The organism is [Clostridium] polysaccharolyticum, from assembly GCF_900111595.1.
In the GTDB taxonomy this organism is placed as follows: Bacteria; Bacillota; Clostridia; order Lachnospirales; family Lachnospiraceae; genus Clostridium_AI; species Clostridium_AI polysaccharolyticum.
The window spans coordinates 1-14,541 of the sequence record NZ_FOHN01000041.1 but is presented as its reverse complement, the minus strand read 5'-3'; the positions used below and the strand labels follow the sequence as shown (position 1 = coordinate 14,541).

Annotated in this window: 13 protein-coding genes and 1 pseudogene; 11 read left to right on the top strand and 3 right to left on the bottom strand. The window is 35.9% G+C overall.

What is annotated here, in order from left to right:
• Positions 1-381 precede the first annotated feature (381 nt).
• The 7 genes from BMY85_RS14805 (at position 382) to BMY85_RS14775 (ending at position 8,512) form a co-directional block, all read left to right on the top strand.
• The gene (locus BMY85_RS14805) at positions 382-1,764 is read left to right on the top strand and encodes a CCA tRNA nucleotidyltransferase (protein WP_092479120.1); all 1,383 of its coding nucleotides are present in this window, start codon (positions 382-384) and stop codon (positions 1,762-1,764) included.
• 79 nt (positions 1,765-1,843) lie between these two features.
• Positions 1,844-2,842, top strand: a complete 999-nt coding sequence (locus BMY85_RS14800; RefSeq protein ID WP_177180815.1) for a CotS family spore coat protein — start codon at positions 1,844-1,846, stop codon at positions 2,840-2,842.
• 31 nt (positions 2,843-2,873) lie between these two features.
• A complete protein-coding gene (locus tag BMY85_RS14795) occupies positions 2,874-4,331 on the top strand; it encodes a PEGA domain-containing protein (RefSeq protein ID WP_092479116.1) in 1,458 nt (485 codons plus the stop codon).
• A 25-nt stretch (positions 4,332-4,356) separates the two neighbouring features.
• Positions 4,357-4,764 carry a protease complex subunit PrcB family protein gene (locus BMY85_RS14790; RefSeq protein ID WP_092479114.1) on the top strand — a complete coding sequence of 136 codons (408 nt, stop codon included), beginning with the start codon at positions 4,357-4,359 and terminating at the stop codon, positions 4,762-4,764.
• Between the two features lie 125 nt (positions 4,765-4,889).
• Positions 4,890-6,566, top strand: coding sequence for a GGDEF domain-containing protein (locus tag BMY85_RS14785; RefSeq protein WP_092479112.1), 1,677 nt, complete (start codon positions 4,890-4,892; stop codon positions 6,564-6,566).
• A 76-nt stretch (positions 6,567-6,642) separates the two neighbouring features.
• Positions 6,643-6,885 carry a Veg family protein gene (locus BMY85_RS14780; protein WP_092479110.1) on the top strand — a complete coding sequence of 81 codons (243 nt, stop codon included), beginning with the start codon at positions 6,643-6,645 and terminating at the stop codon, positions 6,883-6,885.
• Between the two features lie 88 nt (positions 6,886-6,973).
• Positions 6,974-8,512 carry a DUF3794 and LysM peptidoglycan-binding domain-containing protein gene (locus BMY85_RS14775; RefSeq protein ID WP_177180814.1) on the top strand — a complete coding sequence of 513 codons (1,539 nt, stop codon included), beginning with the start codon at positions 6,974-6,976 and terminating at the stop codon, positions 8,510-8,512.
• 46 nt (positions 8,513-8,558) lie between these two features.
• Here the strand turns inward: BMY85_RS14775 and BMY85_RS14770 are convergent, their stop codons facing one another.
• Positions 8,559-9,236 carry a GntR family transcriptional regulator gene (locus BMY85_RS14770; protein WP_092479106.1) on the bottom strand — a complete coding sequence of 226 codons (678 nt, stop codon included), beginning with the start codon at positions 9,234-9,236 and terminating at the stop codon, positions 8,559-8,561.
• A gap of 16 nt (positions 9,237-9,252) precedes the next feature.
• Positions 9,253-10,128 (bottom strand): 4-(cytidine 5'-diphospho)-2-C-methyl-D-erythritol kinase, encoded by an 876-nt coding sequence (gene ispE / locus BMY85_RS14765; RefSeq protein WP_092479104.1) that lies wholly within the window; start codon positions 10,126-10,128, stop codon positions 9,253-9,255.
• Between the two features lie 149 nt (positions 10,129-10,277).
• Here ispE and spoIIR point away from each other — a divergent pair, with 149 nt between their 5' ends.
• The 4 genes from spoIIR to BMY85_RS14745 all read left to right on the top strand — a co-directional run bounded on the left by spoIIR (position 10,278) and on the right by BMY85_RS14745 (position 14,109).
• A complete protein-coding gene (gene spoIIR, locus BMY85_RS14760) occupies positions 10,278-10,949 on the top strand; it encodes a stage II sporulation protein R (protein ID WP_092479102.1) in 672 nt (223 codons plus the stop codon).
• 66 nt (positions 10,950-11,015) lie between these two features.
• Complete coding sequence (gene murI / locus BMY85_RS14755) at positions 11,016-11,822, top strand: glutamate racemase (RefSeq protein WP_092479100.1); 807 nt, start codon at positions 11,016-11,018, stop codon at positions 11,820-11,822.
• Positions 11,823-11,839: 17 nt separating this feature from the next.
• A complete protein-coding gene (locus BMY85_RS14750) occupies positions 11,840-12,286 on the top strand; it encodes a DUF1934 domain-containing protein (RefSeq protein ID WP_092479097.1) in 447 nt (148 codons plus the stop codon).
• A 425-nt stretch (positions 12,287-12,711) separates the two neighbouring features.
• Complete coding sequence (locus tag BMY85_RS14745; RefSeq protein ID WP_092479096.1) at positions 12,712-14,109, top strand: MATE family efflux transporter; 1,398 nt, start codon at positions 12,712-12,714, stop codon at positions 14,107-14,109.
• A 164-nt stretch (positions 14,110-14,273) separates the two neighbouring features.
• Here the strand turns inward: BMY85_RS14745 and BMY85_RS14740 are convergent.
• Positions 14,274-14,541 (bottom strand): annotated as a pseudogene (locus BMY85_RS14740) (IS110 family transposase); the annotation flags it as partial.

Sequence of the window (14,541 nt, the reverse complement as noted above, 5' to 3'; positions counted from 1 at the left end):
AATGCTAGATAGCATTGTGGAGAAAGCCATAACAGCCGCCAAAGTTTTCTGTAATTTCATAAAGGTATCCTTTCCGTTGCAAAAGAAGCAACCTAATCCATTCATTTTCCTGCTAATTATAGATTGTTTTGGTTTATTATGTCAACTTGCAACTTTGAAAAGCCAAAAGTCTGTGGAGTATAGTAGCTGGGAGTAAACGTCAACTTGTTTTTTTCTTATGTATATAAAACTTCTATTAGAGAAGAATTATTAAATGGAACTCTTGTAACTATCTTTATAAAGAATTATGATATAAAGAGGAAATTTAGATTTGTGTATTGTCAATACTCTAAGTTATGTTTACGAATATTTAGAGGTTTGTAATGACCAAAGGAGGATTTTATGTTTATAGCCATACCTGAAAAGGTAGAATTCATATTAAATAAATTATTAGACAGTGGTTACGAGGCCTATGCGGTAGGAGGATGTGTAAGGGATGTATTGCTTGACAGAATTCCTGGAGACTGGGACATAACTACATCTGCGAAACCAGAACAGGTGAAGAAACTCTTTAAAAGAACGATTGATACGGGAATCCAGCATGGAACAGTAACGGTTATGTTGGAGAAAGAGGGATTCGAAGTTACGACCTACCGTATTGATGGGGAATATGAAGATAGCAGACATCCAAAAAGCGTAGAGTTTACTACTAATCTGATAGAAGACTTAAAAAGGAGAGATTTTACCATAAATGCAATGGCTTACAATCACGTAACTGGTATTGTAGACAAGTTTGGTGGCATGGAAGACTTAAAAAGAAAACGAATTGTCTGTGTTGGCAATCCAGAGGAACGTTTTAGCGAGGATGCATTAAGAATGTTACGTGCAATCCGTTTTTCAGGTCAGCTTGGCTTTGAAATTGAGGAACATACGAAAGATGCTATTGCCAAGCTAGCATCAACAATTCAAAATATCAGTGCAGAGCGTATTCGTGTAGAATTAGATAAATTATTGTGTGCAAAGTATCCAGACCGATTTTTTATTGCCCACAAAACAGGTCTTACGGATTATATTCTGCCTGAGTTTAACCTGATGATGGATACGCCTCAGAATAACCCGAACCATATAGATGTTGTTGGCGTTCACTGTATTAAGGCACTTTTAGCATTTCACAATGAGGTGGCAGTTAGTGGCCAGTATAAAGAACTGTATGATGATCATAAGCTGTATTCTGCTTTATGCTGGGCAATTTTTTTACATGATGTTGGAAAGCCAGCTATGAGAACAACTGATGAAAATGGTGTTGATCATTTCCGTGGACATGATGAGGAAGGTTCTAAGATGGTAAAAATTATTCTTAAGAGATTAAAGTTTGACAATTATACTGTGAATATGGTGAGTCAGCTGATACGTTGGCATGATTACCGTTATGAATTAACTCCAAAAGCAATTCGAAGAGCTATGAATAAGATAGGTGGAGAGATTATTTTCCCTTTGATTTCTTTACAGTACGCAGATGTATTAGCCCAGAGTTCCTATCAGAAGGAAGCAAAACTTATTCGTTTAGAAAAGTCTAAAAAACTGATGGAAGAGAGGATTGCTAATAAGGAAGCATTTACGCTAAAGGATTTAGCAGTCAATGGAAATGATTTGATAAAGGCTGGCGTGGCGCCAGGAAAAGAAGTGGGGGATGTCTTAAAAAGCCTGTTAGAAAGGGTGTTAGAGGACCCTGAACAGAATCAGAAAGAAATTTTGTTAAACTCTTTAAAGTTAAACAAGAATTAGGAATGAAAGCAATTTCACAGTCATACTATTAAAAATAGACACCGGTTTGCGGGTAATATTTTTAATGGGAGGGCTTAATGTGGACGATAGATATGAGGAAATCTTTCGACAGTATAATTTCAAAATTGAGAATATTTATAGAGCCAGAGGGGCCCTTTTGCTGGAAACAGATAAAGGGGTAAAACTTTTTCGTTCTATTCAGAGTTCAAAACAAAGAATTGAATTTGAACATGAACTTCTTGTATTCTTAACAGAGCAAGGGAACATGAATGTAGACCAGTACTGTCTGAATAAGGAAAATGAAATCATAAGTGAAGATAGTCAAGGGGAAAAGTATATCATTAAAAACTGGTGCATAGGTGAGGAATCCAATCTAAAAGAACTGGTTCAAGTCAAAAATGCTGCAAGAAATCTTGCCAGCCTTCACGAACACCTTAAGAGTGTGCCATTTGCCAAAGATAGACCGTTTGCCCAGACCAAAATGCTGCCAGTATTATTTGAAAAGCATAATAGAGAGCTCAAACGTGTAAGGACTTACATAATTGATAAGAAGCAGAAAAATGAATTTGAGGTGCGCTTCTTAAGTGTGTATGAGCGCTTTTACAAACAGGCAATGGAGGCAACAGACCTTCTAGCAGGTTCGTCGTTTGAAGAACTTATGAAGAGTTCTGTGAATAGTGGAACAGTTACTCATGGAAGCTATACGTATCATAATATAATTGTTACATCTGAAGGAATTTTTACAACTAATTTTGATAAAGCAGATATAGGAATTCAGATATTTGATCTTTATTACTTTTTGCGAAAGGTAATGGAAAAGAACAATTGGGATATTATGCTTTCCAATGTGATATTGAAGGAATACTTTTCAAATCATGAGGTGAGTCAGGAAGAACAGGAACTGTTATATATTCTGATGCTTTATCCAGAAAAGTTCTGGAAGGTCACCAATTATTATTTTAATGGAAAAAAATCGTGGATATCAGGAAGAACAATTCAGAAATTATCCTGTATTCAGCAGCAGGAAGAGATGAAAAATTTGTTTTTACAGAACTTAAGACGTTATTGTATAATATAGGGGAAAATTCTATACGCAGGAGGAATTTTAGATGAACAGGGGAAGACAATATAAGGCTGCTATGATTGCAGTTATTATACTCTTTGTTAGTGGACTTATTTATTGTGGAATGTTGGTAGTCAATGATAATGGAAAGAAACAGCAGCCAGAAAGACCAAGTGCAACGAACAGTCCAGATTTTAGCCGTTCTTTTACGGGAATAGTAAAAGATATTGATGAAGAAAATCAAACCATTAGTCTGGGTTTAACAGAAAATGCTACACAAATGACACTACGGTACAATGGTGGTACAGATGTGAGAAACCAGTTTGATAAAATCATTTCCATGAAAGGAATTACTTTAGGTGAAATTGTTCGGTTTACCTATGACACAAAGGTAAATAAGCTGATTTCCTTAAATATAGATAAAAATGCATGGTCTTATGAAAATGTGAAGAAGATGAGACTGGATAATGAAAAAGGTGTTATTCAGTTAGGCAGTTCACGATATGGATTTCATGAGAGCATAGTGTTTGTGGGAGAGGGAGAATTAATTTCACTATCTGATTTAAGTGCCAAAGATCAGTTTACAGTAAAAGGTATTGGGGAGACCGTGTATTCTATTATTGTTACAAAAGGTCATGGAATTATTCGTTTTACCAATATTGAAGATTTTGTAGGTGGCACTGTTTATATAGGTGCAAGTACTTATAAGAAAATAAAAGGAGAGCCTTTTCGGGTTATTGTACGAGAAGGAAGCTGTAAAATAGTTTTACAGAAAGATCGTGTAATTGGGACTAAGGAGGTAACGGTTAAACGTGGAGAGGAACTTACAGTTGACAGGAGTGAGTTGTCTATATCTAAAGCAAAAGAAGGTAAAATTAAATTTCAGATTAATCCTTACGGTGCAGATTTATATATTGATGGCAAGCAAATAGATTACTCCGCACCAGTTACATTAAGTTATGGAAATCATACTATTGCGGTTACCTTAAGTGGATATAAATCATTTTCTGGAATGTTGACAGTAGGCCAGGCAGATCAGGATATTGAGGTAAATCTGGTGCCAGATACTTCTGAAGAAGAAAGTTCAAGTAAAGATGATAATGTGTCGTCTGAGGACAAAACAGATTCAGACGATATTCTTCTTGACTGGGACTCTGATAAAAAGGATGATAAGACAGATAGTGGCAATAAAGAGAATAATCTGTCCATTACAGATAAGGAAAATATAGCTGCAGAATCTCCAAAACCAGCAGAGCCGTCTTCCAAAGCTTCAGGAAGTGGAATGGATACGCTCCACAAAATAACAATTCAGTCTCCAGCTGAGGTAGAAGTGTATGTAGATGACGCATACAAAGGAATTGCACCTGTTAGCTTTACAAAAGTTTTAGGAGTCCATGTTATAACATTGAAAAAGAATGGGTATGCCACTAAGACTTATACCGTTCACGTTGAAGATAATAATGAAAATGTATTTTACACTTTTGGTAATCTGGTTAAGAAATAAAAACTCATTAGGAGGGTATAGTGAAATGAAAAAGGTAGTTGCGATACTTCTGTTTGTGGCTTTATTGGCTACATTAACAGGCTGTAAAACGGAAACTGCCAAAGATAAAAAATTAAGAGATTTAGAGTTTACTGTAGTAGAAGAGGTGGATCAGCCAAAACAGGTAAAAGATATGATTGAAGAAAAGAAAGTACAGCATATGAAATTGTCTTATAATGATGGAGAATATTTATATGTAATTGTGGGATATGGGGAACAGAAGTCAGGTGGTTTTAGTATTCAGGTAAATCAGTTTTATGAAACAGAAAATGCTATTTACATAGACACAACTTTGTTAGGACCAGATGGAAACGATACAGTAACTCAAGCGCTTACATACCCGTACGTTGTTATAAAAACAGAGGCTATTGATAAACCAGTTGTTTATGAATAAAGTGAAAACCTACAAGTATATTTATTATATTTGTGGGTTTTTGTTAGGTTTGATTGCTTTTTGCGCAATTATGCTTTATAGTGAAAGTAGAATATTACATAAACGACAAGTGAGGTTAAGGATCTATGAAAAGATTACATGTTATGGGAACAGTTCTTTGTATTTTTTTCTTTGGAATCTTAATGGGATATGTGGTATGGAATACAAAAAGCGAAGATGCGTTTTTAGGTTCAAAAGAAATAAGTTCTGAGAATAAGAATTGGAGTTTGTCTTGGAATTATAACAGAAAAGGAAGTATTCAGCTGCCAAGCAGGCAAGAAGGAGAAAGCGGAGATTTGTTTTCAATTACGAAGCAGATGAAATTTTTTAATAGCGAAGAACAATATCTGTGTTTTCGTTCAGTACAGAATAAGGTTCGTGTCTATGTAGATGGTGGACTTGTTTATTCATATGGGTATAAGGGAAAGTATGCTTTAAGTAAGGCTCCAGGAATCAGGTGGAATGTTGTAAAACTATCAGGGGAAAAAAATAAATACTCAGTGGAAATAGAATTTGAATCACCTTATCGGTTCTATTCTGGGATAATGCCTTGCGTATATACTGGAACAAAGACAGCACTTCATACATACATAGTAAAAAAGGAAATGCCATACTTTTTCATTGGGCTAGTGGTTATTTTAGTAGCATTGTTTATTTTCGTAAGTTATCTTGTCTTAAGGGATATGGAGTTTGAAAGCGGACTTTATCTTGCCATTGTGGTGTTTTGTCTTGGACTGTGGTTTTTGAGTGAATCAAAACTGTCACAGTTTTTAATTCACGACGTGTACTGTGCTTCACAGGTGGAATGTATTTTATCGTGCATTTTTCCAAGTATTTTATGTACATATATGGTTCTGCTTCGGGATTATGAAAAAGATATGTGGATAAGAGGAATGTACCACGCCAGTCTGTTAGGTTTTGCAATGACATCGTTTATGGTTGTATATCGGTTAATAGATTATGTAGAAGTTCGTCCTTATACGGTTTTCTTATATGCAGGAATATTAGCAGGCATTGTGATCAATGGCTTTTTACGCTGGAAAAAGAATAAAAAAATAAAATCTCTGAAGTGGAGGGACGCAGGTCTGATACTGCTTCTGATTACAGCAATTCATGATATGTTTATGTTATGTTTAAGCACAAGAATAGTGGGGGGAAGATGGTTTCATTTCGGAGTTATCTTTTTTATTGGAATTAATTTTTTAGGGTATGAGCGTGAGTTTGCAACCATGTATGTAAGCAAGCTGGAAAAGGATCATTTTCGTAAACTTGCATATACAGATTCTCTTACAGGACTTAATAACCGAGTAAGTTTTGAGGAAGAAATGGATATGCTGCGAGCCAGAGACACTGCCAGTAATGAGGTATACGTGATTATTATTGATATGAATAACTTGAAGAAAATAAATGATACGCTGGGGCATAAGATGGGAGATAAGGCAATTAAGAAGGTAGCAGATGCCATTCGAGGTGCATTTTTAAAAGAAGGAACCTGTTACCGAATTGGTGGCGATGAATTTTGTGTTTTGGCTCATAAAATGAATGGGATTAAGGTAAAATATGTGTTAGACAAACTAACTCATGACATTGAAAATGTGTATTTTCTAGAAGGATATACCCTTTCAGTTGCTTTTGGATATGAAGTTTATATGCAAACGGAGGATAGGAGCATTGATGATGTTTTTGTACAGGCAGATAAGAACATGTACCAATGCAAGCAGAAGATGAAAAGGGCAGGGAAAAAATGTATTGACATAAATTAGCACTTGTACTATAATGAAAAGGAGTTTTTGTGATTTGTAACCGGTGTTTAGCATTTATATATGTTGGAGGTTAGTAATGAAACAATTGGATTTAAAGAGTGTACGTCGTGCTGTTGACAGCCATATAGGAAGCAGGGTTCGCATCCGTTCCAATAGGGGCCGTCACAGAGTGGAAGTAGCCGAAGGAATTATTTCAGAAACATATCCTAGTATTTTTACTATACAGCTTGTAAATTATGTAGACGAAGGTACGAAAACAATGTCAGTAAGTTATGCTGATATCTTAACAAAGGAAGTTCAATTAATGTTATGCAGTTAATTTGTAATAAATCCCTTCTTGCCTGAATACTTATAGTATATAAGGCAAGGAGGGATTTTTTGTGGAATTGGTAAAGAGAAACGTCCATATGAATAAATTGAAGTGTAAAACCAACGTGCAATTGACTATGGACGACGACTTCAATGTGCCAGATGTAAAACCGGACATTGAGCAGATAATTAAAGACCAGGCAACAATTGTAATGCAGGATGTAAAGGCGATGAACGGCAAGGTTGCAATAAAGGGCTCACTTCTATTTAATATTTTATATATCAGTGACGGCTCTGTGAAACCAATACATAATATCACAGGCGAACTTCCATTTGAAGAAATTATTAATATGGATGAAACAAGTGCTGAGGATGTGATTGCCGTAAAGTGGGATATTGAGGATTTGACTACAAGCCTGATTAACTCACGTAAAATCAGTGTAAAAACTATCGTTGAATTTACCTTCATTTCAGAAGATAGTTATGATGAAGAAACAGCCGTTTCTATTAATGCAGATCAAAACTGCCAGAAGAAGTATAAGAACCTGAATATTACACAGCTCATGACCAACAAGAAAGATACTATTCGCATTAAAGATGAAATTCATATTCCTAACGGAAAGAAAAACATTTATGAAATTCTTTATGATGAAATGGATATTCGAGAGCTGGATACCAGAGTGCTGGAAGATAAAATTAATGTTCGTGGTGTTCTGCTGGTATTTATTCTCTATTCAGGTGATACAGACGAACAGATGCCACAGTATTTCGAAACGGAAGTTCCATTTAACAGTATGGTAGACTGCAATGGCTGCCGTGATGATATGATATCCAATATCTCTGTAAATATGGCTGGTTCTGACTTACAGATTAAGTCTGATGATGATGGGGAAGAACGTGTAATCAGCTGTGATGTGGTGTTAGAATTAGATATTAAAGTGTATGAGGACGAAGAATTAGAGATCTTAAGTGACTGCTATTCCACAGCAGAAGAACTGATTCCTACGACGAAAATAGCTTATTTTGAACAGCTGCTTGGCAAGAATAATAGTAAGTTTCGTGTAACTGACCGTGTAAATGTAGGTTCGGGCCAGCCAAGTATTCTTCAAATCTGTAATGCAAGTGGAAATGTCCGTATTGATGATGAAGTGCTTACAGAAGGTGGAGTAGAGGTTGAAGGTGTTGTAGATGTACAGATTTTATATGTATCGGAAGATGACAGCAAACCAATTGGAGCAGCAAAAGGCGTAATTCCATTTACCCAGTTTGTGGAGATTAAGGGATTAGATGAGAACTGTCTCTATCAGATTACGCCAAGTGTAGAACAGATTAGCGTAATTATGTTAGACAGTGAAGAGGTAGAAATCAAAGCAGCTCTTAATTTAGACACGATTGCTTTTATGAAGCTAAATGAGTCCATTATTGTGGGAATTGAAGAGAAACCTTGTAATCTGGAAAAACTGCAGGATATGCCAAGTATGGTAGGCTATATTGTGAAACCTGGGGATAGTTTGTGGAGTATTGCAAAACAATTCCAGACAACGGTGGATAGCATTATGGTGATGAACAGTTTAGATTCTGATATGACGCGTGTAGGAGATAAGTTGCTGCTAATTAAAAAGGTTGATTCTATATAAAAAAACATAAGCCCTTTGTGGCTTGGACAGAGGGCTTATGGCTAATTTATTCAGCGTCAACTTCAATTTTCTGGCTTACATACATAACCTGATTGTATATATGTTCCTTAATATGCTGTCTGGCAGCTGTTACATCATGATTTTTTATGTCCATTTCAATGGTTTTATGCTCTTGTAAGAGTTTGTCATGATAGCTTTCTTCTTTTAAATATTCTAAACGATAACGATACATCTGTTCCCGTAAATTATTTAAAAGCTGGACTAATCTCTGGTTCCCTGTAGATTCAAAGATAATGTCATGAAATGCTACGTCTTTTTCTGCAAGAGCTTTAATGTCGTTATTGTCACAAGCTTTCTCAAATTCTTGCAACGCTTCATGAAGGCTTTCTAATTCGTGCCCTGTAATTCTGGTACAAGCAAGTTCTACTGCAAGTTCTTCCAAGGAACAGCGTACTTCTAATACATCTTCTAAGTCCTGTTTTGTAATCTGTGCAACAGCAGCACCACGTCTGGGAATCATAACCACTAAGCCTTCTAATTCAAGCATGCGTATCGCTTCGCGAATAGGGGTTCGGCTTACACCAAGGCGTTTGGCAAGTTTTATTTCCATTAGGCGTTCCCCTGGTTTTAAGTCCCCACGAAGGATAGCCTGTCTTAATGTATTGAATACCACATCTCGAAGCGGTAAATATTCGTTCATTTCAATTTGTAACTGGTCGTCCATAATAATCCTCCCTCCGTCACGTACTGTTAACTGGTTTGGTGACATATGTTCTAAATGATGGATGAGCTGTCTTAAAAAAGGAAGCTGCCTGATTGATTTTTTCTTCACTTTCAAAGATGCCGAATACAGTAGGGCCACTTCCACTCATGAGAGAAGATATGGCACCTTGCTGAATCATGGTTTCTTTAATAGAAGAAATGACAGGATAATTTTTTTCTGTAACGGTTTCTAGTACGTTCTCCATTTTCCGTGACATGGTTTCTAGTTCACCTGCTTCAATTGCGGTCACGATGCCGTCAATATCTGGATGACTTTTAAGTTGATCTATTTTCAGGTTTTCATAAACAAATTTTGTAGAAACGTAGACAGGTGGCTTTACAATTAAAATAAAACAAGGCATTAATGGTTTTAAAGGTGTAAGTTTTTCGCCAATTCCTTCGCTTAGCGCAGTTCCCTTTAACACACAGTAAGGAACATCTGCTCCCAGTTTTAAGGCACGCTTCATTAATTCTTCTTTGCTAAGGTTCAAAACATACATAGTATTAAGCATTTCAAGAGCAGCAGCAGCATCCGTGCTTCCACCAGCCATACCAGCAGCAACAGGAATGTGTTTTTCCAGTTTAATGGATAGTCCATCCTTAATGCCAAATTCATCTTTGATAAGCTTGGCAGCTTTGTATACAATATTATTTTCATTAGATGGAAGAAAACTAAGGTTGGTTTCTAATGCAATGGAGGAGGATTTGCTTGTCCTTGTAATGGTTATGCGATCATAAAGAGAGACCGTCTGCATAATCATTTTTACATCATGATAACCGTCAGTTCTTTTCCTTAGTACATCTAAACCGATATTAATTTTCCCAAATGCTTTTCCTTGTAAAGTTGTAATCATAGTTCGTCCTCTAATCTACACGTTTTTTGTATACACATTATACAGTGAAATTAATTTTTTTGCAACTTTTGCAGCAGATGGTGCCAATACAGGTTTATTCTTTTTTTTTATGGGAATAATTTAGGCAAAGAAAGCGAGGAGTAAGGGCTATGAGAAAATTAATCAATAAAAATATAATAAACAGTAAAATAAGATGTATCTTGTTATTGAGCATTTGTCTTGCAGGGGCTTCATCTACGATATTACATAGAGGAATAAATAAAAATATGCAAAAGGACATTGCAAAAGAAATTATCCGTTTCCATGTCATTGCCAATAGTGACAATCCAGTTGATCAGAAGGTTAAGCTGATGGTTAAGGATAATATAGTTTCTTATATGCAGGGAAAATTAAATGGCATAGGAGACAGGAAACAAGCAGAGCATATAATGAAAAGGGAAATGCCTGTAATTAAGGAAATAGCTCAAAAGACAGTAGAGGAGAAAGGGTACCAGTATTCGTGTAATGTTGTATACCATGAGCGAGAATTTCCGATTAAAATGTATGGAGATTTAACATTTCCAGCAGGAAAATATGAAGCATTGGATGTTCTTTTAGGAGATGCAAAGGGAAAGAACTGGTGGTGTGTCATGTTTCCGAGTCTGTGTTTTGTAGAGGGCAGCTATTGTGTAGTGCCAGACAGTTCAAAGGCAAAATTAAAAAATGTGCTGACACAGGACGAATACAAAAGCATAAGTTCTAAGAAGACATGTAAGGTTTCTTATAAGTTTAAATTGTTTGAATGGACAAAGAAAAGGAAAGGGACTGCATATAAAAGATAGGGTTATTAGTTGAATAATTTACTTAAAGAGAGTAGAATGAAGAAAAGCTGTTTAGGAGGTTTTTTTATGTCACGAAATGCGCCGATAGGAGTTTTTGATTCTGGTGTAGGTGGGCTGACGGTTGCAAGAGAGCTTATGAGACAGATGCCAATGGAACAGATTGTTTATTTTGGCGATACAGCCAGAGTTCCGTATGGAAGTAAGTCAAAAGAAACGATTATCTTATTTTCAAGGCAGATTACAAAATTTTTATTAACCAAAGATGTGAAAGCTATTGTAATTGCCTGCAATACAGCAAGTTCATTTGCTTTGGATACCATACGTGAAGAATTATCGATACCTGTAATTGGTGTAATAAAGCCAGGGGCCATTACGGCTGCCCAGACCACCAAGAATGGGCGAATCGGAATTATTGGTACACAGGGTACAATAAACAGCGGAATTTATACACGTATACTAACAGAGATTAATCCGGAATTACAGGTTTATGAAAAAGCTTGCCCTTTATTTGCAAATTTAGTAGAAGAAGGATGGCTGTATGATTCTGTTACAATAGAGATTGCAGAGAGATACTTAAATGAATTACAAGGTTATGAGGTGGATTCTCTAGTATTAGGCTGTACTCATTATCCATTGCTAAGACATACTATACAGAAAGTAATGGGACCGGATGTTACTTTGGTAAATCCAGCATTTGAAACGGCAAAGCATACTAAGGATGTGCTTCTGGAAAATGGTTTGGAGTGCTCAGAACAGATGCCTGCCCATAAGTTTTATGTCAGCGATGGTGCGGAAAAGTTTAAGGCATTTGCCAATACGATTCTTCCATGTGAGGTTGAAGAAGCTAAGGGGATAGATATTGAACAATATTAGAATTTAATGAGGATACTATGACAAAGGATATTTTGATTTCAATTAAGGGATTACAATTTGAAATGGGCAGCGATGAAGCTGTCGAGATGATTGCACCAGGTGAGTATTTTTTTAGAAATGGCAAGCACTATGTAAGATATGAAGAAATCATGGAAGGTGCAGATGGAGAGCATGATATTTCTACAAATACAGTGAAAATTACAAAGGATCAAGTGGAAATTATAAAAAAGGGTGGTTCTAATGTGCATATGGTTTTTGCAGAGAACTTTAAGAATACCACAGTTTATACGACACCGTTTGGTCCGTTACAGATCGGTATTTTCACCAATCATATTGATGTAAAAGAGAAAGAAGATGTGATTGAAATAAAATTATATTATGATCTTGAGATTAATCAGTCATTTGTCTCAGGATGTGAGATAACAATGTATATTATGTCTAAGGATACACAGTTAGAACTTTAGAAAAAAGGGTGCTTAGGGGACATAACAAAGTATAGTTTCTGTATAAGAAAGTATGAGTAAGAATGTTCCAAATGTTACTTTATGACATGAAAAGTTTAAATTTTTACATGTAATAACCCTTCATAAAAAAACATTGTACAATAATGTTGTAAGAAACAGATAACACATTGTTTTCTTTCATTTGATTTATTTGGGTTTTGATTTGTTTATGTTTGTTTGTTATTAACGTTTGATTTGATACTGACAGGAAGGAGTCCTCGATGTATCGGCACATACCTTTCATTTCCTGAAGAAGTTAAAAGAATTACTTAAAGTTATGCACTTTTACGGTGCATAACTTTTTTTGTCATAGGAATGTGTTAAAATTATTGGTGTGCCAGTGAAGGCAATGGTATAAGAAAGGGAGAAAGGATAAGAGTTAGAAAATGAAGGAGAAAAGAGCTTGGAAGGAAAAATACATCGGGGATAAGGCATTTTATATGAGGGTATTTATACTGGTCATTCCTATGATTCTGCAAGCCACTATAACCAATGCAGTCAGTCTGCTGGATAATGTAATGGTAGGAAAGGTAGGAACGGCCCAGATGAGTGGAGTATCCATTGTGAATCAGTTTATTTTTATTTTTAACATAACCATATTCGGGGCAGTTTCAGGTCCAAGTATTTTTGGAGCACAGTTTTGTGGAAAAAGCGATTATGAAGGCCAGAAGTATACTTTTCGATTCCGTCTTTTAGTCAGTGCTGTTCTGGTTTTCTTAGGAATTACAGTTTTACAGGGATTTAGCACACAGCTGATTTCACTTTATTTAAGTAAAAAGGATTCAAAAAAAATGATAGCTGCTACGCTTCATTATGGAAAAGAGTATATGGAAATTATGGTGCTTGGCCTGATACCGTTTGGAATTGGTCAGGCATATGCAAGTGTGGTAAGGGAAAGTGGCATAACCATTGTGCAGATGCTGGCATCTTTTTTTGCTGTTGGGATTAATCTTGTATTGGATTATGGCCTGATATTTGGAAAACTGGGAATGCCGCAGATGGGAGTCAGTGGAGCAGCATTAGCCACCGTTATAGCCAAGTCCATTGAAGCTTTTATTATTATTGTCTGGGTACATGCGGATAAAAAGAGAAATCCATATATAAAAGGAATTTTTAAAGGATTCTATATTCCAGCGGATCTTACAAAGCAAATGATTAAAAAAGGCTTTCCATTGTTTGTTAATGAATTTTTGTGGGCAGCAGGGATGTCTGTTATTGCACAGTGCTACTCCGCTCGAGGAATCAATGTGGTAGCGGCAAGAAATATTGCAAGTACCATTGGTAATCTGTTTAATGTAGTGTTTATTCAGATGGGGGCATGCATAGGGATCATTGTAGGACAGTCATTGGGAGCAGGAAAACAGGAAGAAGCTAGAGATGAGAATAACAAACTTCTTGCATTTTCAGTTTTTCTTTCTGCCATAGCGGGAATGCTAATGCTTCCTCTGGCAAAGTGTTTCCCTGATTTTTATAATACAGAAATACAGATTAAAAAGCTTGCATCCTTCTTTATTATTGTTCAAGCACTTGCAAATCCAATGTGGTCATATACCAATGCCTGTTACTTTACGCTTCGAAGTGGAGGTAAAACAGGAATTACATTTCTGTTTGATTTTATATTTACATGGTTCATCATGATTCCATTGGCTTTTGTACTTGCTTATTTTACAGATATGGAAATACATCTTCTCTTTGTAGTAATTACATTTTCTGAACTGATTAAGGTGGCAGTAGGTTATTTTATGGTTCGGAGTGACATTTGGGTAAATACCATTATAGAGTAAGATTGCTGGTATCATATGCAGGGAATAGTCCTATTTACAATGTCTTTAGTTGTATTTTATAATGAAATGGGAATGACAAATTCCTAGAACTATTTATAAAATTTTATAAGTCCAGCTAATAAATGTCAATGACTAAACAAAAAAAATTTTTGTTTTTTTCGGGATTAAAAATGGGCGCACTTATCCCTTGGTGAAAATATCTTTCTTTTGTTGTCTCTAAGTATTGCAAATATCATGTTGCATACTTTATGAGATACAGCGCCCATGGCGACAAGTTTTGGCTTGGCAAATGCAGAAAAGTCACCAATCTCGCCCATGAGGGATACAGCAGATAAGAAACCAGCACCTTTGAAGGTTTCAATTAGATGGATTTGCTTAACAAAATGCGTATCTTTATTGGCATCTACAAGCTCGTGCAGTGATTCGAGTATG

Excerpts from the sequence above, each read along its gene's own strand:
- BMY85_RS14805 (WP_092479120.1), top strand. The coding sequence starts at position 382 with ATGTTTATAGCCATACCTGAAAAGGTAGAATTCATATTAAATAAATTA.
- BMY85_RS14795 (WP_092479116.1), top strand. The coding sequence starts at position 2,874 with ATGAACAGGGGAAGACAATATAAGGCTGCTATGATTGCAGTTATTATA.
- BMY85_RS14790 (WP_092479114.1), top strand. The coding sequence starts at position 4,357 with ATGAAAAAGGTAGTTGCGATACTTCTGTTTGTGGCTTTATTGGCTACA.
- BMY85_RS14785 (WP_092479112.1), top strand. The coding sequence starts at position 4,890 with ATGAAAAGATTACATGTTATGGGAACAGTTCTTTGTATTTTTTTCTTT.
- BMY85_RS14780 (WP_092479110.1), top strand. The coding sequence starts at position 6,643 with ATGAAACAATTGGATTTAAAGAGTGTACGTCGTGCTGTTGACAGCCAT.
- BMY85_RS14775 (WP_177180814.1), top strand. The coding sequence starts at position 6,974 with ATGAATAAATTGAAGTGTAAAACCAACGTGCAATTGACTATGGACGAC.
- BMY85_RS14770 (WP_092479106.1), bottom strand. The coding sequence starts at position 9,236 with ATGGACGACCAGTTACAAATTGAAATGAACGAATATTTACCGCTTCGA.
- ispE (WP_092479104.1), bottom strand. The coding sequence starts at position 10,128 with ATGATTACAACTTTACAAGGAAAAGCATTTGGGAAAATTAATATCGGT.
- spoIIR (WP_092479102.1), top strand. The coding sequence starts at position 10,278 with ATGAGAAAATTAATCAATAAAAATATAATAAACAGTAAAATAAGATGT.
- murI (WP_092479100.1), top strand. The coding sequence starts at position 11,016 with ATGTCACGAAATGCGCCGATAGGAGTTTTTGATTCTGGTGTAGGTGGG.
- BMY85_RS14750 (WP_092479097.1), top strand. The coding sequence starts at position 11,840 with ATGACAAAGGATATTTTGATTTCAATTAAGGGATTACAATTTGAAATG.
- BMY85_RS14745 (WP_092479096.1), top strand. The coding sequence starts at position 12,712 with ATGAAGGAGAAAAGAGCTTGGAAGGAAAAATACATCGGGGATAAGGCA.